The organism is Amycolatopsis sp. N2S4-7, assembly GCF_058119595.1.
The window spans coordinates 4687227-4711123 of sequence record NZ_CP172299.1; the positions used below are offsets into that span (position 1 = coordinate 4687227).

15 protein-coding genes and 1 pseudogene are annotated in these 23897 nt (G+C 70.4%); 6 read left to right on the forward strand and 10 right to left on the reverse strand.

The genetic code is table 11. The features are described from left to right. The first annotated feature begins 29 nt into the window (after positions 1-29). Entirely contained in the window at positions 30-1187 is a 1158-nt protein-coding gene (locus ACH54P_RS21890; RefSeq protein WP_489915568.1) for a mandelate racemase/muconate lactonizing enzyme family protein, read from the forward strand. A 36-nt stretch (positions 1188-1223) separates the two neighbouring features. On the opposite strand, the gene ACH54P_RS21895 is transcribed toward ACH54P_RS21890, so the two are convergent. The 3 genes from ACH54P_RS21895 to ACH54P_RS21905 are packed head-to-tail and all read right to left on the reverse strand — an operon-like array spanning position 1224 to position 13001. Next, the gene (locus ACH54P_RS21895) at positions 1224-1709 is read right to left on the reverse strand and encodes a hypothetical protein (protein ID WP_489915570.1); all 486 of its coding nucleotides are present in this window, start codon (positions 1707-1709) and stop codon (positions 1224-1226) included. Positions 1710-1723: 14 nt separating this feature from the next. Beyond that, complete coding sequence (locus tag ACH54P_RS21900; protein WP_489915572.1) at positions 1724-8635, reverse strand: RHS repeat-associated core domain-containing protein; 6912 nt, start codon at positions 8633-8635, stop codon at positions 1724-1726. Between the two features lie 37 nt (positions 8636-8672). Next, positions 8673-13001, reverse strand: a complete 4329-nt coding sequence (locus ACH54P_RS21905; RefSeq protein ID WP_489915574.1) for a LamG-like jellyroll fold domain-containing protein — start codon at positions 12999-13001, stop codon at positions 8673-8675. 565 nt (positions 13002-13566) lie between these two features. On the opposite strand from ACH54P_RS21905, the gene ACH54P_RS21910 reads away from it, so the two are divergent. Together ACH54P_RS21910 and ACH54P_RS21915 are read left to right on the forward strand one after the other, a co-directional pair. Continuing rightward, a complete protein-coding gene (locus ACH54P_RS21910) occupies positions 13567-15051 on the forward strand; it encodes a non-reducing end alpha-L-arabinofuranosidase family hydrolase (RefSeq protein WP_489915576.1) in 1485 nt (494 codons plus the stop codon). A gap of 35 nt (positions 15052-15086) precedes the next feature. Next, a pseudogene (locus tag ACH54P_RS21915) lies at positions 15087-15996 on the forward strand (IS5 family transposase). A 61-nt stretch (positions 15997-16057) separates the two neighbouring features. On the opposite strand, the gene ACH54P_RS21920 reads toward ACH54P_RS21915, so the two are convergent. The 3 genes from ACH54P_RS21920 to ACH54P_RS21930 all read right to left on the reverse strand — a co-directional run bounded on the left by ACH54P_RS21920 (position 16058) and on the right by ACH54P_RS21930 (position 18458). Then, on the reverse strand, positions 16058-16909 hold the full coding sequence (locus tag ACH54P_RS21920) for a DUF72 domain-containing protein (protein ID WP_489915578.1): 852 nt from the start codon (positions 16907-16909) through the stop codon (positions 16058-16060). A gap of 162 nt (positions 16910-17071) precedes the next feature. Then, positions 17072-17503, reverse strand: a complete 432-nt coding sequence (locus tag ACH54P_RS21925; RefSeq protein ID WP_489915580.1) for a nitroreductase/quinone reductase family protein — start codon at positions 17501-17503, stop codon at positions 17072-17074. A gap of 73 nt (positions 17504-17576) precedes the next feature. Further along, positions 17577-18458 carry a LysR family transcriptional regulator gene (locus ACH54P_RS21930; protein WP_489915582.1) on the reverse strand — a complete coding sequence of 294 codons (882 nt, stop codon included), beginning with the start codon at positions 18456-18458 and terminating at the stop codon, positions 17577-17579. Positions 18459-18554: 96 nt separating this feature from the next. Between ACH54P_RS21930 and ACH54P_RS21935 the strand changes: the two genes are divergently transcribed. From ACH54P_RS21935 to ACH54P_RS21945, 3 genes are all read left to right on the forward strand, one after another. Beyond that, positions 18555-19043 (forward strand): cysteine dioxygenase family protein, encoded by a 489-nt coding sequence (locus tag ACH54P_RS21935; protein ID WP_489915584.1) that lies wholly within the window; start codon positions 18555-18557, stop codon positions 19041-19043. An 11-nt stretch (positions 19044-19054) separates the two neighbouring features. Beyond that, positions 19055-19510, forward strand: a complete 456-nt coding sequence (locus tag ACH54P_RS21940; RefSeq protein ID WP_489915586.1) for a VOC family protein — start codon at positions 19055-19057, stop codon at positions 19508-19510. 63 nt (positions 19511-19573) lie between these two features. Beyond that, entirely contained in the window at positions 19574-19969 is a 396-nt protein-coding gene (locus ACH54P_RS21945) for an HPF/RaiA family ribosome-associated protein (RefSeq protein ID WP_489915588.1), read from the forward strand. A 15-nt stretch (positions 19970-19984) separates the two neighbouring features. On the opposite strand, the gene ACH54P_RS21950 is transcribed toward ACH54P_RS21945, so the two are convergent. Genes ACH54P_RS21950 through ACH54P_RS21965 form a run of 4 tightly spaced genes read right to left on the reverse strand, consistent with a single transcriptional unit; the run spans position 19985 to position 23896 of the window. Continuing rightward, on the reverse strand, positions 19985-20446 hold the full coding sequence (locus ACH54P_RS21950; protein ID WP_489915590.1) for a GNAT family N-acetyltransferase: 462 nt from the start codon (positions 20444-20446) through the stop codon (positions 19985-19987). An 11-nt stretch (positions 20447-20457) separates the two neighbouring features. Further along, positions 20458-21501, reverse strand: a complete 1044-nt coding sequence (locus tag ACH54P_RS21955) for an insulinase family protein (RefSeq protein WP_489915592.1) — start codon at positions 21499-21501, stop codon at positions 20458-20460. After that, positions 21498-22670 carry a M16 family metallopeptidase gene (locus tag ACH54P_RS21960; RefSeq protein ID WP_489915594.1) on the reverse strand — a complete coding sequence of 391 codons (1173 nt, stop codon included), beginning with the start codon at positions 22668-22670 and terminating at the stop codon, positions 21498-21500. The genes ACH54P_RS21955 and ACH54P_RS21960 overlap by 4 nt, the downstream gene beginning before the upstream one ends. Continuing rightward, positions 22670-23896 (reverse strand): MFS transporter, encoded by a 1227-nt coding sequence (locus ACH54P_RS21965; protein ID WP_489915596.1) that lies wholly within the window; start codon positions 23894-23896, stop codon positions 22670-22672. Before ACH54P_RS21965 ends, ACH54P_RS21960 begins: the two co-directional genes overlap by 1 nt. Between the last annotated feature and the right edge of the window lies 1 nt (position 23897).

Below are 23897 nucleotides of genomic sequence, written 5' to 3' on the forward strand. Positions count from 1 at the left end.
CTTCGGCACTACCCTGCGGCAGGAGAGCAATGCGGATCGTGAACGTCACGACGGCCGTGGTGGCCTACCACGGTCAGGCCACGCTGGTGCGGATCGACACCGACGAGGGCCTCAGCGGGTTCGGCGAAGCCAATCCCGACGCCGGCGCGGGCGCCGTCGTCGGAATGATCAGCTCCTTGACCCCCCTCCTCATCGGCGAGGACCCGCGCAACGTCGAGCGGTGCTGGGAGAAACTGCGCCGCAGCAAGGTCTTCGCCGGCGCGCAGAGCGGGGTGTTCGTGATCGCCCTGTCCGGGATCGAGATCGCGCTGTGGGACCTCGCGGGCAAGGCCGCGGGCCAGCCGGTCCACCGGCTGCTCGGCGGGAAGTTCCGCGACCGGATCCGCCTCTACGCCGACTGCGGCGACGGCGACGACCCGGCGGGCTCGGTCGCCGGGTGCGTCGACCGGGCCCAGCGGATGGTCGCCGAAGGCTTCACCGCCATCAAGTTCGACATCGACGACCTGCGCCACCCGGCCAAGTTCGACGCCTTCAACCACACGGTCAACGCCGCCGAGCTGCGCTCGATGGTCGAGCGCGTGGCCGCCGTCCGGGAAGCGATCGGACCGGACGTCGATCTGGCCATCGACCTGCACGCCCGCTACGACGTGCCGAGCGCGTGCCGGATCGCGTGGGAGCTCGAGCCGTTCCGCCTGATGTGGCTCGAGGAGCCGCTGCCGGCGGAGAACGTCGACGCGCTGGTGCGGGTGCGCGAACAGACCCGCACGCCGATCTGCGCGGGCGAGAACCTGTACCTGCGCTGGGGTTTCCGCGAGCTGCTCGAACGCGGCGCCGTGGACGTCATCGAGCCGGACGTCCCGAAGTGCGGCGGCCTCGCCGAGGCCAAGAAGATCGCCAACCTCGCGGAGCTGCACTACATCCCGTTCGCCCCGCACCTGGTGTCGACGCCGCTGGGCACGATGGCCACGTCACACCAGTGCGGAGCGATCCCCAACTTCTTCGTCCAGGAATGGCACGCGCTCGAGGAACGAGAAGTGTGGGACAGCTACGTCCACGCACCCGACGGGAGCGGCTCGATCGTCAAGGACGGCTACATCACGCTTCCCGACACTCCCGGCATCGGCGTGGAGCTCGACATGGACGGCGTCCGGGCGCACGCCGTCCCGGGCTACGGGGTGTTCGAGTAGGTCCCCGAGCCTGGTCGAGGGGCGGGGTAGGACTACTCACGCTTCGGCTGAGCGGCCTTCGAAGTCCTGGCCCACTTCGCGGATCTCCCCGTCCTCACTCGCGTCGGCGCGCGCGACGAGTTCGTCCAGCCCTTGTCCGTCGTCCAGCCAGCGGAGCAATTCCGCCAGCCGCCGGTAATCGGAGGCGTCGGCGGTTTCGAGGCGCTCGCGGATCAGCCGCCGGAGCTCCGGCATGACGTCGTCCGGGTGCCTCGCCTTGATCGCGCCTCCCACCGCAGGTGCCCAGCCGGGTGACAGCGCACAGTCCAGCAGCTCGTCGAGCAATGCCGGAACGTCGTTCGCCAGGCCCGGGAGGAACTCCAGGGCCGCCCGGCGATCCCAGCCCGGGCTGCGCAGCGCGGCCGCGAGCACGTCACGGCGAGCTCCCGCGTTCCGGTGGAAGTCGGCACGAGCGCGGGCGACCTCACGCTGCGCTGCCACGACAGCCGCCCACAGCTCGTCGTCCGACTTCTCGATCGCCATCGATCTCCTGTCCGTCACTTCAGCTTGACGCCGATATTCTGCCAGTTCATCCCCTTGACCAGCGCGTCGAACTGTTCGAACGACATGCTCGTCGCCGGGTAGATGGTGGAGTGACCGTTCGGCATGGGGCCGCCGACGTCGGCGCCGTCGGCCACCATGCCGAGCCCATCGGGCAGGTCGGCGTTCGGCGCCCGTACCTGACCCGTCAGACCTGAAGCCTTGAGGTTCTCCACCGAGTCGAACACCGACAGGCCACGCACGTTGAGCGTCCCCAGGTCGTCCGCTGACGGCGGGTGCACCAGCCCCTCACCGTCGACGGTGATGTCCGTCGCCGGCCGGATCCTCGGGCCGCCGGCGACGAAGCAGTTCGGCGGCGCGTTGTGGACCAGCACCGGCGTGGCCCCGGCGAGCACGAAGTACGTGTGCACGCCGTCGACGGTGAGGTTGAACGTCCGCACGGCGCCGGTGTGCCGCACGAGCGAAACCACCCTCGCGTGGCCGTTGCCCGGGGTGCTGAGCCGGTCGCCGGGTTTCAGGTCGGCGGCCAGTGTCCAGCCGCCCGTCGTGGTGTTCCAGAAGGCGTGGTGAGCCGTGGTCGTGATCGACCCGGCGCCGTCCGCGCCGACGACGCCGACATCGACGAAATCACGGTCGTCGTCGGTGACGTGCACCCCGGTGACCACGTGACGCTGGCGCAGATCGCTGCCCGGGGCGGCGTTCTTGACCTGGTCACCGGCCTTCACCTGGTCGATCGGCTTGCTCTTGCCGTCCGCCATGAGCACCGGCGTCGTCGCGACGAAGCTGTTGCAGCCGAACAACCCGGCCTCCTCGGCCGCGAACGCCTCCCCCGCGGCCATGCCGGCGGCGATACCGGTGAGGCTGTCGATGATCATGGCGATGGCCGCGTTCTTGTTCGTCTGCTTCTCGTCCGCGGCGCATTCCTGGGCGTGTTCGAGGCAGTACATCGCCGCGATCGTGCGCGCACCGTCGATGTCGTCCTGGTGCTGCTCCAGGTACTCGGCGGCCTTCTTGCAGGCGAGCTTGCCGAAGCACGTGCTGCCCGTGGTTCCGTCGCCCACGTCCCCGCGGTCCGGGTTCCAGTAGTCGGTGCCCGGGGTGGTGGCGTAGAGCTTGAACAGGTTGAGCATCGGGTGCCAGTCCCGGACCACCGGAGAGTGGTGGACGACCCAGTTCTTGCGCCGCGCGGCGGCGTGCTGGCGCTGCCAGTACTGACGCTGCTTCGCCGCCTGGCCCGGGTTGAGCAGGGCCGCGCCCGCCAGCTCGCTCTCCGGGAAGATCCCGACGAGCGTCGCGCCACCGTGGTCGTTGTAGCTGACGCCGTACGGCACTCCGGTGTTCGGGTCCTCACCGCCGACGACGTACAGGCCCGACGGGTCGGACAGGTTGACCGGGTTCGCGTCGCCGTAGCCGTAGCCGTTCATCGACTGCGGGTCCGACGGGTTGAGCACCGGGTCGACACTCAGGAAGCGGCCGGTCGCCGGGTCGTAGTCGCGCGCACCGAGGTGGGTGAGCCCCGTCGTCGTCTGGTAGCCGCCGACGTAGCCGTGCTTGTCCGGCCAGGTGGACGGCGGCGCGCCGCGGGTGAGGCCGTACGGGTCTTGCCAGCGCTTCGACACCGCCAGGTTCCCCGCGTCCACCGTGGCGTAAGTCGTGCCCAGGTGATCGGACAGCTTCCAGGCTAGCCCGGTGTCACCCTTGCGGGTGGCGATCACCTGCCCGTTGTAGCTGTAGGACCGGGTGCCGAGCGCCTTCGTCCCGCCGGTGGGGACGGTCAGCTCGGTGTCCCCGGCCATGAGCGTCGTGCCCGTCGGTTCGCGCGCGATCAGCAGCGCGCCGTCGGCGTCGTAGAGGTAGGTGCTGCTCGTTCCGTTGGGTTCGGTCGCCGTCGCGACGCGTCCTTCGGCGTCGTAGGTGAACGTCTGGGCCGCGCCGTCCGGGCCCCGGCTCTTCGTGCTCCCGCTTTCGTTGTAGGCGAACCCGGACTGCGTCGTTCCCGCCGGTCCGGACGTGGTCATCGCCTGGACCGCGTGCGGCTGCAGGTCACCCGACGCGGGATAGGTCGACGTCGTGGTGACGTCCCCGGCCGCCGTGTGCTGGGCCTGCGTCTTCCGGTTGCCGATGTCGTCGAACGTCCAGGACGTCCAGTACGGCGCCGCACCGCCCACCCCCGCCGTCGTGGGCGCGGTGGTGCAGTCACCCGAGGACGGCGTCCAGGCCTGGGTGAGGCGCTGGAGGTAGTCCTGCTGGAAGCACTGGGTGTCCGCGGTCGCGCCGGCCGGGGTGTCGGCGATCTTCGTGATGCCGCCCGACTGGTTGTAGGTGTAGACGCGGTTGGCGATCCAGTAGTTCGACGACGTCGACCGCTGGGCCTGCGTGGTGGCCAGCCGGTTCGTGCCGTCCTCGTAGGTGTTCGTGACGGACACCTGGTTGGGGTTCGCCGGGTCCTGGAGGTTGGTCCGCAGCACCTGCCCGAACGGGTTGTACTTCGTGAGCGACACCAGTTGCGTCGCGCCACCGCTCGAGTCGGTCGCCAGCATGGTCAGCGGGCTGCCCAGCGGGGAGTAGCCGAACGACATCTCCTCGTCGGGCAGCCGGCCCATCGCCGGGCTCGTCGTGGTGCGCACGGCCCCGGAGTTCGGGTCGTAGGTGATCCCGAACCGGTACGTCCCCGCCAGCCCGGTCTCCTCCGCCGGGATCGTCAGTGTGCTGCCGGTCGCGCGTCCGGCGGTGTCGTAGCCGGAGACCTCCTTCTTGTAGGTCTTGCCGCCCGCGTAGCGAATCGACGCGGTCGACAGCCCCGGCACCAAGGTGTCGTAGGTCCACTCGGCCAGCTTCGTGCCCGACGTGACGTCGCCGTCGAACTCCGCGGTCTTCCGGCCGAGGTTGTCGTAGGCGTAGCTGATCACCCGGTGCCGGGCGTCGGTCGTGCTGGCCAGCCTGCCCGCGTCGTCGTAGGTGAACGTCGTCGTCCCGGTGTCCGGATCGGTCGACGAGATCTTGCGGTCGTTCAGGTCGTAGGCGAACGTCCACACGTTCTTGCCGGTGGTGTCGGTGATGGTCGCCTGCTTGCCGCTGCGCGTGTAGGTGTACGTCGTGGTGTCGGCGGGCGAGCCGGGTGACGTCTTCGCCGGATCCTTGTACTGCAGCAGCCGGGTCGTCTGGCCGAGGCCGTTGGTGATCGTGGTCGTGGCGGTCCCGCCCACCGGCGGGATCGTCGTGGTGCGGTCGCCGTCCGGGACCATCGTGGTGCGCCACTGTTCCGTGCCCTTGGCGAGGTACGCCTGCGCGACGGGCCGTCCGGCGCTGTCGTAGGTCGTGGCGTGCGTGTTCGGGACCGCGTTGTCCTGCACCACCAGCAGCGTCGAGCCCGGCGCGGCACTGTTCCAGTAGGTGTTGTGCGCCTTCCAGGCACGGCCCTGGGAGTCGTGGATCGTGTCGGTGACCACCCGCCCGCCACCGTCGTCCGGTGACGGCGCCTGGGTCTGCACGGCCCTCCCCATCCCGTCCACGATGCTGTACGACGTCGCGTACTTCCCGTTCGCGAGCAGCATGCCGGTCGCGATCGTGCTGGGTCCGGTGTTGCTGACCGTGTAGCCGTAGGTCACGTCGGCAGGTCCGTTGGCCGCCTTGCTGTGGCCGGGTTTCCACTCCGCCAGCAGCCGCCCGAGAGCGTCGTACGTCGCGTCGGAGCGAAGCCCGCTTCCGTTCGTCTCACCGACCAGCACGCCCGAGACCGGGTCGAATTCCTTGGTCGTGGTCAGCCGCGTCGCATTGGCCGCGCCGATCGGCGGTCCCGTCGTGGCGACCTTGGTGACCGGGCCGTTCGCCGGCGTGTAGGTCGTCGTGGTGGTCAGGCCGAGCACGTCCGTGCTGCTCTTGGGGCGGCCGTAGACGTCGAACACCGCAGTCGAAGCGGGCGCCTGGAGGGTTTCCGCACCGCCCGCCGGCCACGACTTGAGCCCGTCGACCCGGGTCACGTTGCCCTTCGTGGGCGCCACCCCGAAGTTCTGGTCGTCGTAGTACGACCGGGTGTCGGCGATGATGTTGCCCGGGCCCGGCGGGTTGGCCTGGTCGTCACACGGCCCGGACACCTTCTGCACCTGGCTCGACGAGGTGAGCAACCAGTCGGTCGTGTTCGCCAGGTAGTGCGTGATGGCGCAGGTCGTCTGCCCGGCGTCCGCGGTGTCCGGCTCGTCCTGGACCTCCGTGGGCAGGCCGTAGTCGCCGAACGTCGTGTGCTTGCGCGCGACCCGCCAGGTGCCGGCCGCGTTCAGCCAGGTCCGGGTCCGGCTGGTCTCGGTGTCGACGTGGGCCGAGGTCCGGCCGTCCGCGTCGGTGCCGGTCGCGCCCGACACCCAGGGGTCGTTGAGCACCCCGCCGATCGCCTTGCCGTCCAGATAGGCGATGGTCTCCCGGTTGAACCCGGTCAGTTCCTTCCGGTCGGTCACCGACTCCTTCCATTCGGCGCTGGTGACGGGCACGCCTTCCATGCCCCGCAGGAAGATCGACTCGGTGACCACCGGCGGTCCGGCGGGGTCGCTGCCCGCCTGCCCGGCCGTCGTCTTCACGTCACCGTAGCCGCGCCAGTCCGACCAGGTCCGGTACTTCGGGTCGGTCAGCGGGTTGTCGTCGTGGTGCCACGCCGCTCCGCCGAGGTAGTCGTAGTGCGTGCGTTTCACCTGGGACAGCGCGGTCCGGCCGTCCTCGAGCACGTCGGTGACGCGGAACTTGTTGAACCAGTCCAGGATCGGGTCGGTGGCCCCGCCCGGCGTCCAGTAGATCGGGTAGCACGAGAGCGTGTTGGACTCCGGACTGGCCGGCATCTTGACCCCGGACACGCATTCCGGGTCCGCGTAGGTGATCGTGGTGACCCCGCCCTGCGGATTGGTGATCGCGTCGATGCGGTACCGCGTGATGGCCGTGTACTGGCTGTTGGCGTTGACGCGGTTCGCCTTCACGATCCCGTGGAACGTCGTCGGGTTCAGCGTGATCGCGTTGCCGACGGTCGACGGGCTCGCGACCCGGCCGGTCTGGGTGATCGAGTCCAGCCACAGCGCCGCCGGGCTGCCGTCACCGGTCGCCGGGAACGACTGACCGAGCGCCCAGTCGTTGACCGGCTTCCAGCCCGAGCCACCGTCGGTGACCTGGGTCCGGATCTTGGTGTACCGCTTGCGCGAGAAGAAGGTCGGCGAGCCGTAGACGCACACCGCGCCCGGCGCGCAGATCTGCTCGGAGGGCACGTCCGGCCACGACTTCGCCGTGCCGGGGTTCAGCTGCCCGGGGTCGCACGTGACGGTGCCGCTGGGCACGCACCGCTCAGCCGTGTCGAAGAGCACCTGCACCGGAGCGTGGCTGAAGACGTCGGCGACGTTGGTGTTGAAGCCGTATTCGATCTTCGTGAGGTAGCCGCCGCGGGTGTAGACCGTGCCCGGGTTGTTCGCGGTCGAGGCGTTGCGGTTGAGCCCGTAGTAGTTCGTTTCGGGCTGGTAGTAGTAGGAAACCGCGTTCCCGTGCGGATCCACGACGTAGTCGAGGTTCCAGCGCCACGCGCGCTGGCACCAGGACGCCGCGTACGTCGTGGCGTTGCACGGTTCGCCGGTGTTGTTCCCGAACACCGGAACCGTCCAGGTCGACTGCGTTTCCGCCTTGCCGCTCCCCCAGCCGGGGAGACGGTTGAGGCCGAAGAAGTACTGCGTCCCGTCCGGAGTCGTGACCTTCCAGTACTCGTTGAACTTGTCCCCGTTCACCGTGTTCGTGAACCGCTCGACCCGCGTCCCGTCGTCGTCCTTCGGGTGCCAGGCGCCGGTCGCCTTGTCCAGGATCAGGTCACCGTTCGCACCGGAGAACGAGATCGTCGCGTTGTCGTTGAACCAGCACAGATCACCGGTCTTCGTCTGGTTGTTGTTCCCGCCCAGGTCCTGCGAACAGCCCCGGTACGAGCGTTCGATGAACCCTCCGCCGGACAGGTCCCAGCCGTCCCCGACGCCCGAAGCCTGGTTGTTCGTCGCCGAGGTGAGCCCGTCGACCGAGCTGGACGAGTAGTCCAAGCCGACCGTCGGGCCGGAGCCCGCGGGTGTCGAGGGCGTCGCGATCGGGTACGAGAACCGGAAGTCGGCCGCGGAACCGCCCGCGGTCCACGACCCGGCGGGCTTGAGGGCGGTCGCGGTGAAGTCGCCGCCGCCCCCTGCCGTGCCCGCCTCCGCCGCGACGACCGCCGACTTCGCCGTGACGGTGTTCGCGTCGGCGGTGCCGGCCTGAACCGTGGTGGCGGGCATCGCTACTTCGCCGGCCACGTGCTGCGTGCGGCTGTTGTTGTCCGATGCCACCGGCGTTCCGACGCGACACTCGGGTCTCTCCGGGGTGGTCAGCAGGCACGACGGGTACTGGACCAGGTGGAGCCGGTCGCCGAAGCCACCACCGTACGCGGCGCCGAAGCTCCGGTAGTCGAGATCGATCCGCAGCGGCCCGCCGGTGTCACCGGACACCGGTGCCACCTGCATGAGGACGCCCTTGATCCCCGCCTTGGCCGCGGCCGCCTGGTCGAGCGTGGTGACCTTCACCGTGCCCTTCGCGGCCGCGGCCGGTGCCTGCTTCTGCCGGCCTCGCGCCACGGCGACCTGGCCGGTGCCGCCCGGCGCGGACAGGTCGACGTCGGCGCTCGCGGCGGCGGGCCAGGTGACCTGCGCGACGGCCGCGGGTGCCATCGCCTTCGGCTGGGCCACCGGCAGGAAGCCGCCGTCCGCGCCCTTCACCGAGGCTGTCTGCTGCAAGGGCGGGAGATCCCACCCCAGGCCGTGCCAGCCCGTGCCGGTCGCGGCACCGGCCGACTGCGCCGAGCCGAGCAGCACCAGGACGACGCCGGCCGCGGTCGCCCGCAGGCGGAAACGCGCACGTCTGACGATCATGTGAACCTACCCCTGTGTGCGGAAGCCGGTACGGGATTCAGTGGCGGACACCGAAGAGGGCGCCAGGGTCGTCGACCCTCTTGTCGATGACGATGCCGGTGTCGCTGCGGACCCCGGAGTAGACCCGGATCCCGGCGACACCGCCGTAGAAGTAGTTGGTGTGCACCTTCGTCCACACCGCTTCGCCGACCAGAAGGCCACCCGTCGCCGCGCGAGCCGTGAGCCCGGACGCGTTACCCGTCGGCGTGTAGAGGACACCCGCCTGGCGGACGCCGTTGACGTAGAGCGCCATCGTCCCGGTGCTCAAGTCGTAGGTCGCCGCCAGGTGCGTCCACGTGTTGTTCACGACGTCGGAGTCGCTGAACTCGATCGACGTGCCGTTCCCGTCCACGGTCGCGCTCGGCAGCAGGAACGACCACCGGCCGTGCACCGCGCCGCCGGAGTCCGTCCACGGCTGGTACCCCACGATGAACGGCGACGCCTGGCCGTCGTCCATGCTGATGAGGGTGCGTGCGACGTTGTCGACCGCGCCGCGCGCCGAGACGTCCGCGGCCGTCCAGTCGTGGCGTACCCAGCCCTCGACCGTGAACGACTTGTCCGTGCGCAGGTCAGCCGGCTTCGCCGCGTCGATGTGGCCGGTCCACGAACTGTCGAACTTCGCCGCGCAGCCGGCGGGATTGCCGCTGCCGTCCGGTTCCGTGGCCAGCGAGACGCCGCCGGTCGCGGTGGCGCTGCCCTGCGTGACCGTGTCGTAGTACCGGGCACCGGCCATGGCCGCGACCTGGTCGGCGCTCAGCGCCTTGCCCCAGACCCGGGCTTGGTCCAGCACGCCCTTGAAGAGGTTCTTCGCCCCGGGTTCGCCGCCCAGGACGAACGCGCCCGCCGCGTCCCACACTGCCGGCACGCCCGTGCTCGCCTCCTGTTTCCCGTTCACCGACAGGCTGATCCGCAGCGCGCCGCGATCGAACGTGCCGGTCACCATGGTCCACGCACCAGCCTGCGGAGCGGAGGTTCCGGTTGCCCACCGGGTGGCGGCTCCGGCGGTGTCCGACGGGTTCATCCCGAACGCCCAGTGGTTGCTGTCCTTCGCATAGCGCAAGACGAAACCCGGTGTGTTGGCGCCGTTCTGGGACAGGACCGTGTAATCCCTGTTCAGGTCATCGGCCTTCACCCACGCCGACACCGTGAACGACTGCGTCGTGTCCACCACCGAAGCGGCGGTCGAGCCGGATCCGGTGCCGTCCAGCTGCACCCCGCCGCCGCTGCGGCCGTCGACCCAGGTGTACCCGCCCGCCCACGTGATCGCGTTCGCGTTACCGGTCGCGTCCTTCGCGGTCGCACCGGTCTTCTCGCCCAGCATCCACGCCGCCTGCAACGACGTCACCCGCGACGTCCCCGCCGTCAGCTCCGGAGCACAGCCTTCGGCGAAGCTGTAGTTCGCCACCGGTGCCGCGGTGTTCGCGAGGTCTCGCACCTCCGCCGCCGACAACGTCCGCTGCCACGCCTGCGCGTCGTCGATCTGGCCGTGCAGGAAGTCCGAGCGGCCCCCGTTCACCTTCCCCGAACCGAGCACCAACGGACCCGACGCCGACCACACCGGCGTCACCACGGTGCTCTGCTTCACGCCGTCCACGTACAGCGTGGCGACCTGGGTCGGCGGGTCGTACGTCACGGCGAGATGTGTCCACACGCCCGCCTGCGCCGGGCCGCTCGCCGCCGCCCGCACATCCGTCGTGGTCGCCTGGTCGGCGTTCGTGAACCGCACCGCCCAGGTCTTGCTCACCTGGCTGTACTGCAGAGAGAACGTCCCCGTCTGCGCACCGTCCTGCACGATGACCGCCTGCGACTTCACCGTGTCGACCACTTTCACCCACGCCGCCACGGAAAACGCCTTCGACGTGTCGAGCACCCGGTCCGCGGTCTTCGCGTAGCCGGTCGTGCCGTCGAGGCTGATCGCGCCCTTCGTGCCTTCGCTGTAGCCGTTGGTGTCCGGGTGCGTCCAGCTGTTCCCGTGGTCGTAGCCCGGACCCGAAGTCACCCCGCCGACGGTCGTCATCGGGTGCGCGGCCACGCCCGCGTTGCCCGGCGTGTCGGCCGCGGTGTCCGCCAGCGTCGTGCCCGAGGGCTCGTCGGCACTCCACGCGGCCGCGAGGTTCTTTCCCGGGGTGATCGGCTCCACGTGGTACGAGCACGAAGCCGGGTCCAGGGCCGGGTTGGAATCCGGGAGCACCACGCACAGCGCGTCCGGGCTCGCCGTGCCGGCCTTGTTGACCGACTTCACCTTGATGAAGTTCTGGTTCCCGTTGAGCGCGGTCGCCTTGATCCCGCCGACCGCGACCATCTTCCCGTCGCCGTCCGTCGACTGCGTCGCCGGAACGCTCGGCGAACCCTGGACCTGCGGCTCGGATCCGTCGGTCGTGTAGATGAAGTGGTCGATGTCGTAGAAGTTTTCGGTGGCCATCCCGGTCCAGATGCTGAACTCGACCGGGTCTCCCTGCACCGCCGGGTGCGTCCACGACGGCATCGCCACCACCGGCTGCGCGGGGACCTTGCTGTCGACGGTGAACTCGCAGCCGCCGACCGTGTTCGACCACAGTTCGTTGTCGGTCGCCTGCACCGACCAGTTGTAGGTCCCGTCCTCGTTGATCCACCCCGCCGGCACCGCCGCCAACTGGGCGGTCGCCTGCTGGTTCTGGCCCGGCGTGCCCACCGCGACCATGTTCCCGCCGTTGTCGTGCGCGTACACGTTGTGTCCCAGCGCGCCGTACGCCACCGAGAACTTCGCGTACAGCGTGCCACCGTCCGGATCGGACACCTTCGCCGCCAGCTGCGGGTTCTTCGTGTACACCCACGGCCGGTTCGGACCGCTCGTGCACGGCAGCTGCCCGCTCTGCATGGACAGCGCCGTCGGCGGGTTCGGCGCCGAGTCGTAGTTCACCTGCAGGTAGGGGTTCAGCGCGAACCGCCGCCAGGTGGCCACGCCGCCGCCCTGCCCGTCCTCCACCAGCGCGAGGGACACGTTCGGCCAGCGGCCCGCCGCCGCGTCCTTCGCGGCGTGGGTCGCGTCGAACTGCCCGGTCACGTTCGGCGCGTTGCCGCAGTTGGCCACGTTCACCGAAGACATGTAGTAGCTCCAGCCCGGCTGGTGGCCCCACGTGATGTCCCCGCCGAACGGTCCGGTCAGCCACAGGTCGGTGTCCGCCGCGTTCGAGCAGTTGTAGGTGTGCGTGACCGTGGTGTTCAGGCTGGCCGAATGCACGACGGCCCCGGCGATCTGCGCGGTGTTCATCTGCAGGTAGGACCGCGAAGTGCCCGCGTTGTCGTCGTTTTCGTAGCCCGCCTTGAGATCGGACAGGGCGCCGTCGGACACGTTGTAGTTGTGCGCGTCGGAGAACCCGGACTGCACGACCGCGTGCGCCTGCATCCCGCAGGTGGTGCACCAGGTGTCCGGGTCGAGGGTCACCGGGTACCGCGTCGCCGGGTCGGCGAGGAAGGCCTGGTCGGGCGAGATCGCGACCGCCTCCGGGGAGACCTGCACGCCCATGACCGCCTCGCGGCGGCCACCGCCTTCACCCAGCTGCCGCTCGGCTTCGGAGCCCGCGCCGGAGGAGTCCCACATGCGCGACGCGTCGCCGGTGAAGACGACGGCTCCGGTGGCGTCCTTGACCTCCAGGCCGTCCGAGGGCCGGGCGCCGGACGTCGGCGTGGCGCGTCCCGCGCCCGGTGCGGCGGACACGGTGGTGTTCTTGGTGTGGAGGCCGAACGCGATGTCGCGCAACCGGGGGTTCCGCGCGGCATCCCGGGACTTGATGACGAGGTTCTCGGCGTAGCCCTCGGGCAGCGCGCGGACCGTGAGATCGACGCCCGGAAGCACCTCGGCGTAGGTCGCGGTGTCCCCGGACAGGGAGGGTTCCGGAAGGTCGTTCGTCCACTTGAGACCGACCTCGTTGCCCGCCTCGCCGGCCTGCACGATGGGCTTGGCCGCGGAGCCGGTGCCACCCGCGTTCAGCGCGAGGTCCAGCACCGTCGCCTTCGGCGTCACCGACCCGTCGGCGTTGCGCACGAGCGTCGTGTCGATCGCTGTCCACTCAGGACCCTGTTTGACCCGCACGGGGTGCGCGTACTCGGTCAGCGTCCACGAACCGTCCGGGTTCGCCACGGTCTGGGACGTCTCGGTGGTCTTCGACGTGACCAAGATCTGCTTGCCGGCCGCCCGCGCCCACGCCGACGCCGTCGCCTCGTCCTGCGCCTGGTCAGGCACCGAAACCGCGGCCGACGCGGCCGGTGCCGCCAGCACCGGCAGACCGGCGGCGCCGACGACGGCAGCCAGGAAAAGCGCGCGCCAAGGCGCACCGAACACACTCACGTGATCCCCCTCGTACAAGAGCAGCCCTCACCCGGCCAGGCCCCCGACGAACCCGAGATCACCCTGTCAAATCGATCCACCAGCGGAAATAGTCCAACCGGCTTAATCAGCGCAGAGTCACCGTATCTCTACAATGGACGAAGAATGTGTCGTTCGTGATGTTATGGGCGTTTCAACCGATTCTGACGGGTTTGCGCAGGTCGGGTCGACGGGTGACATCGCCGCGGAATCGCGGCTTGCGCCAGTTCCGCGAACGAATCGCACGCCTGAAACTTGGCGAAGAGCACTGTCGACATATTCGAGGAATTCTTTTTCGAAATTATCGTCACCGGCAGCTCGGTCGAGCCGGGGTTTTGCGGAGGACCTGCCACCACATCGGACCACCAGCGTGTCACGCGGAACTTCCCGCCACGCCTTGACGCGGCCGACGTCATCGTTCACAGTCCTCGTGGTGCGGCCGACCGCACCGACGGGCCCCTACCACCTCCGAACCTCGATATTTCCCGGCCCGGATCGCCGCCTGAAATGTTAACGCTAACACTTCGCCAACGAAGGGGAAGATGCCATGTCGGTCGGGTTTGCGCGCACCGTGAGGTGGCGTCGTCGGTGGCGGGCGGGGTTGGCTGCCGCCGCAGTCGTGACGGCCGTGGGTGGCCTGCTCACCGTGGCCCCCGTGTCGGCGTCGGCCGCCACGGTGGACACCGCCGCCTGGTACGTGCTGGTGAACCGCAACAGTGGCAAGGCCCTCGACGTCAACGGCGCGTCGACCGCCGACGGCGCGAACCTCGTCCAGTGGACCCGCACCAACGCCGGCAACCAGCAGTTCCAGTTCGCGGACGCCGGCGGCGGCTTCTACCAGCTGCGCGCGCGGCACTCCGGCAAGGTCGCCGACGTGCTGGGCGCGTCGACCGCCGACGGCGCCGCCGTGGTGCAGTGGACCGACAAGGGCGGCGCCAACCAGCAGTTCAGCCTCGCCGACTCCGGGAACGGGTACGTCCGGCTGGTCAACCGCAACAGCGGCAAGGCGGTCGACGTGCAGGGTGCCTCGACCGCCGACGGCGCCGGCGTCGTGCAGTGGAGCGACTGGAACGGCAGCAACCAGCAGTGGCAGCTCGTCAAGGTCGACGGGGGCAGCACCGGCACCTGCACGCTGCCGTCGACGTACCGCTGGTCCTCGACCGGCCCGCTGGCGAACCCGAAGCCGGGGTGGGTCGCGCTCAAGGACTTCACCAACGTCGTCTACAACGGCAAGCACGTCGTCTACGGCACCACGCACGACGCCGGATCGAACTGGGGCTCGATGAGCTTCGGCCCCTTCACGAACTGGTCCGACCTGGCCACCGCCGGGCAGAACACGCTGTCCATCGGTGCCATCGCGCCGACGTTGTTCTACTTCGCCCCGAAGAACATCTGGGTGCTCGCCTACCAGTGGGGCGGCCCGACGTTCTCCTACCGGACGTCGAGCGACCCCACCAACCCCAACGGCTGGTCCGCGCCGCAGTCGCTGTTCACGGGCACCATCGCCGGTGGAGCTCCGATCGACCAGACCATCATCGGCGACGACACGAACATGTACCTGTTCTTCGCCGACGACAACGGCGGCATCTACCGCGCCGGCATGCCCATCGGGAACTTCCCGGGCAGTTTCGGTTCGTCGTACACGAAGATCATGAGCGATTCACCCCTCAACCTGTTCGAAGCGCCCGAGGTCTACAAGATCCAGGGCCAAAACCAGTACCTCATGATCGTCGAGGCGCGCGGGACGAACGAGCGGCGGTTCTTCCGCTCGTTCACCGCCACCAGCCTGGGCGGCTCGTGGACCCCGCAGGCCGCGACCGAGAGCAATCCCTTCGCGGGCAAGGCCAACAGTGGTGCCACGTGGACGAACGACATCAGCCACGGCGATCTGGTTCGCACCAATCCCGACCAGACCAAGACCGTGGATCCCTGCAACCTGCAGCTGCTCTACCAAGGGCGCGACCCCGGCTCGGACGGCATGGACTACGGCCTCCTGCCTTACCGGCCGGGCGTGCTGACCCTGCAGCGCTAGGGCGTGTCTGACAAAAGTCTCGGCTTGTAGCTGGGATGCTGCTGGTCGTGTCGCGGTTCCAGTTGCTCTCCGATGATCAGTGGGCGTTGATCGAGGATCTGCTGCCGGTCCGGACCGGTAGGCGTGGTCGTCCGTTCTCGGACGCGCGGGCGATGGTCGAGGGGATCATCTACCGGTATCGGTGCGGGCTGGCGTGGCGGGATGTGCCGGCGGTGTTCGGTGCGTGGCAGACGATCTGGACTTGGCATCGGCGGATGGCCGGTGACGGCACTTGGGACATCGTGCTGCAGCGCCTGCTTACCGACGCTGACGCGGCCGGCCTGGTTGATTGGTCGGTGTCGGTGGATTCCACGATCGCGCGGGCGCATCAGCACGCCACGAACATCACCCGCTCCACAGGGGGCTGGGTCGAACTACACGGATCTGCTGACCGAGCCGCTTGACCATGCGATCGGCCGCTCCCGCGGTGGCTGGAGCACCAAGGTGCACCATCTCGTCGATGGGAACGGCCGGCCACTGGTGGCTTTGGTCGGGCCTGGGCAGGCCGGGGACGCGCCGATGTTCCCGCACCTGATGCGGCACTTGCGCATCCGCCGGGCTGGGCGCGGCCGGGCTCGGACCCGGCCTGACCGTGTCCGCGGTGACAAGGCCTACTCCTCGCGGGCGATCCGCGGGTATCTGCGTGACCGCGGCATCATCGCGGTGATCCCCGAGCCAGCTGATCAGGCCGGGCATCGCAAACGCCGCGGTTCCCGCGGCGGGCGACCACCCGCCTTCGACTCGGTGGACTACCGCGGTCGCAACGTCGTCGAGCGCCGGTTCAACCTGCTCAAACAGTGGCGTGGCCTGGCGACTCGTTACGACAAGCTGGCCATCGTCTACCGATCAGCGGTCGTCCTCCACGCCGTGATCACCTGGACCAAGGCATTGTCAGACACGCCCTAGCTTGAGCGGCGGGCTCCGTGCACAGCCGGGCCCGCCCGCCTCAGCGCGCGTCCCGCTCCGCTCAGAACAGGGTCGCGGGTTCCACCGGCTCCGGCTCGGGCAGCGCCTCGAGGCCGGGCACCAGCGCTCGCACGTCGTCGTGGAAGCGGCGGGCGAGGGCCGGTGCGTCGTCGTTGTCGGGGGTGTGCACGAAAACCGTCGGTGACCGGCCCTCGCGCAGCCAGCCGGCGACCACCTCCGTCCACGGCTGCCAGCCCTCGACCGTCTGCTCGACCGAGTCGCGGCCCAGGTAGCGGACGATCGGCTGGTCGGTCAGGGCCCGCGTCCGCCGGGGCAGCCGTGGTTTCTTGGTCCAGGTCTCCTGCTCGGTCTCGCTGATCGGCGGGCTCCCGAAGAAGACCGTGGTGTCGAACGGCACCCACTCGGCGTCCGCTTCGGCGAGGGCCGTCTCCAGCAGCGACGTCGAGCCGGCGTCGGTGAAGAACCCGGGGTGACGGACCTCCACGGCGCGCCGGCGGTTGGCGGGGAGGCGGCGCAGGAAGCGGCCGAGGGCGTCGACGTCCGACGGGCCGAACGAGCCGGGCAGCTGGGTCCACAGGACGGCCCGGTCGCCGAGGGGTTCGATCGCGTCCAGGAACGCCCGCATCTCGGCCTCGACCCCGGCGAACCGGCGCTCGTGCGTGACGACCTTGGGCAGCTTGACCACGAACCGGAAGCCGGGGCCGGTCTGCTGCGCCCACGTCTCGACGGTGCTCCGGGCGGGGGTCGCGTAGAAGGTGGTGTTGCCTTCGACCGCGTTGCACCAGCCGGCGTAGGCCCGCAGGCGCTCCTTGGCCGGCAGCGACGGCGGCAGGAACCGCCCGGGCCACACCTTGTGGGTCCACATCGCGCAGCCGACATGGAGACGTGCCACTCCGTCCGCTCCCCTCGGTCGTGTCATGCGCCCGGCTCGGGGTTCGGGCCCGGCGAACGCCGGAGCAGCGGATCACGACGATGTTCGATCCCGCGAAGCTTGCCGGTGCGCACGGCCCACCTCTTCGACACCACGGCAACAGGCTATGGGAGATGGCAGGCGTCAGGCCGGGGCGGGGACGCCTTCGAGGATGATCACCGGGAATTCGCGGTCGGTTTTGTGCTCGTACGCGGAGGTACCGTCGGAAACCAGGCGGTAGAGGCGGTCACGTTCCTCCCCTGCCGTGATGAGGGCCCGGGCCTGGTAGGAGCTGTCACCGAGCTCGACCGTCACCGTGGGGTTGGCTCGGAGGTTGTGGAACCAGGCCGGATGTCTGGGGGCGCCCGCCTTGGAGGCGACCACGAAGACACGGCCCTCGTCGTCGGTGGCGAAGCCGAGCGGCACGGTCGACCGCCGTCCTGTGCGTGCCCCGGTCGTGGTCAGCAGCAGGATCGGGAACGGCGGCCGGCTGACCACGCCGTGATGGGTGCGGAACTCGGTGATGACGCCTTGGTTGTAGGTCCGGAACTCCTCGTCGGACGGCACGGCGGGCATGGCTCTCCTCGGCTTCTCGAAGACCCTCGGACTGCTAGTGCAGACCGGCCGCGCCCGCCGGAGGAATCGGTGGCTAGGTCGGCTCGCCCGGGCGGGTCTCCTGGACCGCGTGGTGCAGGGCGCTGACGAAGGCCGTCGTCGCGGGTGGGTCCGGGGGGTCGCCGTACGTGGCCAGGTACACGTGCCGGCGGAAGGTGGTGATGATGCTCGCCTCGATTCCCGGTGCGCGGTGGGTGCGCAGGGCCAGGCCCGGCATCGTGGTCACGCCCATGCCCGCGGCGACCAGTGCCTGCTGGACGATGATGTCGTCGCTGGTGTACGCGATCGGCGGGACGAAACCCGCCTGGTCGCAGGCCTCGAGGAACTCGCGGCGGCAGTTCTCGCAGCCCGCGATCCAGGCCGAGTCGCGGTTGCCCGCCAGTGTCTGGCCGGGTTCGAGGCTGAGCAGGTACATCGGGTCGTCGAACAGGGGCGCGGCGCGGACGTCGTCCGGGGCCGGGTCGTCGTAGCGGAAGACGACCGCGACGTCGACCTCGCCGGCCCGCAGCAGGTCGAGGGCCACGCGCGGGTGGGCCTCGACCAGGTGCAGTTCGATGCCGGGGTGCTCGCGGCGCAGGGTGCCCGCCGCGTGCGGCACCAGCGCGGCGAGCGCCGACTGGAAGCCGGCCACCCGGACGCGGCCGGTGCGCAGGCCCACCATCGCGGACAGCTCCGCGGCGGCCGTGTCGACCCGGCCGACGATCTCGGTGGCGCGCCGGGCCAGGTGCTCGCCCTCCGGGGTGAGCCGGATGCCCCGGCCGACCCGCTGGACGAGCCTGGCCCCCGTCTCGGCCTCCAGCTTCGCCAGGTGGTGGCTGACGGCGGGCTGCGAGTAGTTGAGGTGCTTGGCGGCCTTGGTGACCGAACCCTGCGCGGCGACCGCCGCGAGGACCCGTAACCGCAGGATATCAAGCATTCATCAAGGTTACACATGTGTTCGCCCAAGTATTGCTATTAGACGAATGAGTCGGGGCGCGGCAAGCTGAGCCGGACAGCGAAGGAGGACGCAGCCATGGCGACGCTCACCGAGCTCATCGCGGCCGTGCGCAAGGCCGTCGACGTCCGGGCCGGCTGGACGGAGACCGCGGAACTGGTCGCCGGGCAGGCCCGCGCGCACCTGCCCGGCCCCGGAGTCCTGACGCCCGAACAGCGTCTCGGCCGGCCCGACCGGGTCGCGGGCCACCTGCTGCACGCCGAGCCCGACGGGGCGTTCTCCGTGCTCGGCCTGGTCTGGCGCCCGGGGCAGACCACCCGGATCCACGACCACATCACCTGGTGCGTCGTGGGGGTGCTCTCGGGCATCGAGCACGAGGAACTGTTCGACGAAGCGCTCAACCCCATCGGCACGCGGGACAACCCTCCGGGCGAGGTCGGCGGGTTCGCGCCGCCCGGCGACATCCACCGCATCCGCAACGTCGGCGACGAGACCGCCGTCAGCCTGCACATCTACGGCACGGACATCACCCGCGTCGGGTCCAGCGCCCGCCGTTACTACGACTGAGAAGGAACACCATGGAAGACACCCGGACCGGGACGATCCGGCGGCTGGACAACATCGCCATCGTCGTCGACAACCTCGCGGAGGCCAAGGCGTTCTTCGGCGCACTCGGCATGGACCTGGAAGGCGAGGCGACGGTCGAGGGCAGCGCGGTGGATCGCCTCATCGGGCTCGCGGGCGTCCGGTCGGACATCGCGATGATGCGCACCCCCGACGGTCACGGACGGCTCGAGCTGACCAAGTACCACTCACCGTCGGTCCGGGAAACCGACCCGCACACGCCGGCGAACACGCTGGGCCTGCACCGCGTCATGTTCGCCGTCGAAGACATCGACGACACCCTCGAGCGCTTGCGGCCCCACGGCGCCGAACTCCTCGGCGAACTGGTGCAGTACGAGAACAGCTACCGGCTCTGCTACCTCCGCGGCCCCGCGGGCATCCTCGTCGCGCTGGCCCAGGCGACCGGGTGAGCGCGGGTTTGAGCCTGCCGCCCCCGTGGTACTGACGGAGATCATCGTCGTCCGCTTTGGAGGGTGCTCGTGCAGATCCAGGTCAACACCGACCACAACGTCCACGGTGGCGAACGACTGGCCACCCACGTGACCACCGACCTGGAGAACAGCCTGTCCCGGTTCGGCGAATGGCTGACCCGGGTGGAGGTGCACCTCAGCGAGGACGGCGGTGGCAAGCCGGACGACCTGAAGTGCGTGATCGAGGCGCGGCCCGCCGGCAAGCAACCGGTCGCGGTCACCCACCACGCGTCCACTGTGGACGAGGCATACGCCGGGGCGGCGCACAAACTGGGGCGGGTGCTGGATTCCCGGTACTCCCGCGCCCACGACCACAAGGGCGACGACAGCATCCGGCACATGCCCGCTCCGGAGGACCCGGAGCAGGTCGGCGCGCTCGAGGACGAGCCGCGGGGCTGATCGGCCGCGACGACGTCAGGCGGCCCGTTCCAGCCACACGGAATCCGGGCCGCCGTTCGCGCCCGCTTCCCGCTTGAGGAAGGTGAAGCCGTGGCCGGCGTAGAACTTCGCCGCCCGGTCGTTCCCCTCGACGTACGCGAGCCGGACCGTCCGGCCCTCGGCCGTGGCGAGCACCTTGCGCAGCAACGCCGTTCCGGCGCCGGAGCCCTGCGCCTCCGGCACGACGTAGAGCTTCCACACGACCAGCGCGTCGTCGACCGGGCCGAAGCTGGTCATCCCGACGATCTCCCCGGCGGCGTCCTCCGCGACGAACGTGCGCTCCAGCGCCTGGCGGAGAAGGTCGCCGGACCACCACCGCGCCAGTCCGTCGGCGACGTATTCCTTGCCCGCCAGCGGTTCGTACGTGGGTGGCCAGGTCCGGTGCCCGACTTCGGCGATGGCGGTGAGGTCGTCCTCGACGGCCGCTCGGATCCGCACGGTTCTTCTCCTCACGCGTGATAGCTGCCGGCGTTCGCCGTCTCGAGCGTGCCCAGCGCGCCCGGGACGCGGTCCAGCAGCCGGCCGACGTCGGTGCCGCCCAGGTGGCCCGCGACCTTCCACGAGTATGCCGGATCACCGACGACGTGCCCGAACGCCAGCGCGTCCGCCTGCCCGCTCCCGAAATCGAGCGCGGCGAGCACGGACGAGAGCAGCACGTTCCGCGCGTTCTCCATCCACCGCCGGACGTCGTGGTGCCCCAGCACCCGCTCGGTCGCCTCGCGCACCTCGGCCTCGCGCTCGGTCGGGAAACCCAGTTCGAGCCACGCCCGCGCGGCGCCCGGACGGCGCTGGACGCTCGTGCGCAGGCCGTAGCTGATCCCGAGCTCGTCGCGAAGGGCCTGGTACAGCGGCGCGAACGGCGCTCCGGCCACGCCGAACAGGAACAACTCCGCCGCCGCGGCTTGTTCGGCGTCCACCTGCGGCAGGTCCCAGCACACGGCGTACCAGGCCTGCCGGCCGCTTCCGGCCCGGCGCGTTTCGCCGCCGCGTCTCGGCTCCCTGATGTCCGGTGGTGTTTCGCGGACGGTGACGGGCTCGGCGGTTCCGTCGAGGTCGGCCAGGACCGTGAGGTGCGTCTTGAGCGGACCGTCCGTCCGGACGTCCGGATCTTCCCCCGCGGCGAGCCTCCGGGCGGCGAGCCGCGGGCTTCCCGGCCGTCCGACGTCGGCGACGTCCAGATCCGCCCAGGTCAAGGCCGTACCGCCGAGAAATCCGAGCAATTGGCCGAGACGGTCTTCGGTCACCGTGAACGACAACGCCGGCTTCCCGGCGAGGACCTTCGTGCCCACTCCGGCGCCGGTGCTCGCGGCGACGCCCCGCCACTCCGGCCGCGCGATGACCGCCCGCTTCCACGCCTCGGCGGCGTTCGCGCCGGTCGCGTCCAGGGTCCACCGGACGTGCGCCAGTCCGGACCCGATCCCCGACCGGTACACATCGGCATGCGCCCAGCGGGTCGAGATCCGCTCGGGCAGGCAGTCCAGGACGGCGGTCACAGCACGACCTCCCGGCCACCGTGCGCGGCCAGCTCGACCGCCAGTTTCGCCACCTGCCCGCTGTCCACAGCGGACAACTCGGCGAGGTAGCCGTCGACGGACGCGCCAGCGAACATCCGCAGCCAGGTGGCGGCGCGCGTGCGCGGGACCGGCCGGTCGAACCGCTTGAGCGCACCGGTGCGCACCCACCTCGCGGCATCCGCCACCACCGCCGGCTCGAGCCCGCCGGCCAGCGTCCCGAGCGCCGAGTTCAGCGCGTCCGGCAGCCAGTCCGGGTCTCCCGTCGCCTCCACGGTCAGGCACGTCGGCGAGCGGTCCTCGTTCGGGTCGCCGCTGATCCCGGCCCGCGCCGTCACGCTCGTCCCCACCGGCGCCCGGCGGCCGACCAGCGACCGCCCGCCCCCCTGCCCCAGCAGCGCGGCGACGACCTGGGCCACCGCGAGATCGGTCAGCCAGCGCCCCGTCCGGACCACCGGGAAGCACACCGCCCGGGCGTGCGGCGAGTCGTCGGCCCGCTCGATCCGGACCACCCTCGGCCCGCTCAGCTCGTGCGGCCGCGGCGCGTCGGGCACGGCACCCCCGCCGAGCACCTCGAGCAACGGCGAAAGCCGCTCCGCCACCTCGTCCGGCCCGAGCGGCCCGACGGTCGCGACCTGCGCGACCGACGGGTCGAGGAAGAACCGGAACCAGCGGTCGAGGTCGCCGGGGGTCAGCTCCCGGAGCGCCGGGTTGTCGACGAAGCCGCTGTGCGCGTTGGCCTCGTCGTCGAACAGCGCCTCCCGGTTGTACTGCACGCTGAACCCGCGCTGCGGGTGCCGCAGCACCTTGCTCGCCACCTCCTGCGCGATGACGTCGAGTTCGCGCCGCACCGCGTCGGGCTCGTGCACCGGGTCGACGAGCTGCCGCCGCGCGATCCGCGCCCAGCGGCCGAGCCCGGCCGGCGGCACGCTCACCCAGAACTGGACGTAATCCGCGCCGGTGTAGGCGTTGCAGATCGCCCCGGCCGTGCGCAACGACGCGAAGAACGGCCCCGACCCGGCCTCGCCGCGGCAGTGGAACACGTGCTCCACCAGGTGCGCCAAGCCCGGCAGCGGCTCGTCGCGCTGCCCCCGACCGAAGGTGACGCAGACCGTCTGCAGGGCGCGGCCCCGTTGCCGCTCGGCGAGCATCACGGGACCGCCACGGCGACGGCAGCCGGCTCCACGGCGGCCGGGCGGACCAGGGTGCACGCCCCGGCGGCGACCGCACCGCACCCCGCCGTCACCAGCCACACGAGCGCGCCGCCCCGGGCGGTCAGCGACAGCATGACCACCGGCCAGAGCAGCCCCGCGGCGGCCCAGCCGAGCTGGTAGGCCGCCATGTACTGGGCCAGCCGGGCGGCCGGCGCGATCCGGGCCACGAAGTCGTTCATCACCGACGTGCTCAGCAGTTCCCCGGCGGTCAGCCCGACCATGCCGACCACCGCGCACACCGCCGTCCCCCAGGACGGCAGCAGGAACCCGGCGGCGAGCACGGCGGCCCCGGCCGCGATCGACAGCGCCGCCGCGATCATCACCGTCCGGTGCCGGTACCGCTCCACCTTCCGCGACACCACCGGCAGCGTCAGCACGAGGATCACGACGTTGAGCGCGATCAGCGCCCCGGCGAGGCCGGCGCCCCACTGTCCTCTTTGGACCATGGACAACGTGAGCACGGACGGCATCGCCAGCAACGGCACCACCAGCAGCACCGAGGCGATCAGGAAGACACTGAACTTGACGTCCGCGTAGACGGACAATGCGCGGGCCGGACGGGTGGCGTCGGTGACCCGCGGCGCGGTGCGCACCCCGCGCAGCAGCACGGCCGCGACCAGGAACGACACGGCGTTCAGCGCCATGAACACGGTCAGCCCGCCGTTGCCGGCGAACCCGACGGAAATCCCGCCGACCAGGGCACCGAACCCCATGGCGGCGTTGCGGATGCTGCCTTCCAGCGCGTACCACCGGCGCCGCTGGTCCCCGGTGATGTCGGCGACGAACGTCGAGTTGCCGGCCCAGAAGGCGTTGTCCCCCGCCGTCGACAGCAGCAGGACGACCAGGGCGAGCACCCGGCTGGTCGCGAACAGCGCCCCGACCGCGGCGAGCGCCCGCACGTAGTTGATGACCACGAGGCAGCGTGCCGAGCCGAACCGCCCGACGAACCGGCTGGCCAGGGTCCCGGCCGGCAGGGCCAGGATCGCGGCCAGGGTCATCAGCACGCCGACCGCCGACTGGGAAAGCCCCGCCCGGAAGACGAAGTACAGCGGCACGAACGGCACCAGCGCGCCACTGGCCACCGAGTCGATGGCGACCGAGGCGAGCACGGACCGGCCACGCGGGATGCGCGTGAGGTCGAGCTGCGTCCAGCGGGCGAACATC

What these genes read in the sequence shown, in the direction of transcription:
- ACH54P_RS21890 (WP_489915568.1), top strand. Translation starts at nt 30, where the DNA reads ATGCGGATCGTGAACGTCACGACGGCCGTGGTGGCCTACCACGGTCAG.
- ACH54P_RS21895 (WP_489915570.1), bottom strand. Translation starts at nt 1,709, where the DNA reads ATGGCGATCGAGAAGTCGGACGACGAGCTGTGGGCGGCTGTCGTGGCA.
- ACH54P_RS21900 (WP_489915572.1), bottom strand. Translation starts at nt 8,635, where the DNA reads ATGATCGTCAGACGTGCGCGTTTCCGCCTGCGGGCGACCGCGGCCGGC.
- ACH54P_RS21910 (WP_489915576.1), top strand. Translation starts at nt 13,567, where the DNA reads ATGTCGGTCGGGTTTGCGCGCACCGTGAGGTGGCGTCGTCGGTGGCGG.
- ACH54P_RS21925 (WP_489915580.1), bottom strand. Translation starts at nt 17,503, where the DNA reads ATGCCCGCCGTGCCGTCCGACGAGGAGTTCCGGACCTACAACCAAGGC.
- ACH54P_RS21930 (WP_489915582.1), bottom strand. Translation starts at nt 18,458, where the DNA reads ATGCTTGATATCCTGCGGTTACGGGTCCTCGCGGCGGTCGCCGCGCAG.
- ACH54P_RS21935 (WP_489915584.1), top strand. Translation starts at nt 18,555, where the DNA reads ATGGCGACGCTCACCGAGCTCATCGCGGCCGTGCGCAAGGCCGTCGAC.
- ACH54P_RS21940 (WP_489915586.1), top strand. Translation starts at nt 19,055, where the DNA reads ATGGAAGACACCCGGACCGGGACGATCCGGCGGCTGGACAACATCGCC.
- ACH54P_RS21960 (WP_489915594.1), bottom strand. Translation starts at nt 22,670, where the DNA reads ATGCTCGCCGAGCGGCAACGGGGCCGCGCCCTGCAGACGGTCTGCGTC.
- ACH54P_RS21965 (WP_489915596.1), bottom strand. Translation starts at nt 23,896, where the DNA reads ATGTTCGCCCGCTGGACGCAGCTCGACCTCACGCGCATCCCGCGTGGC.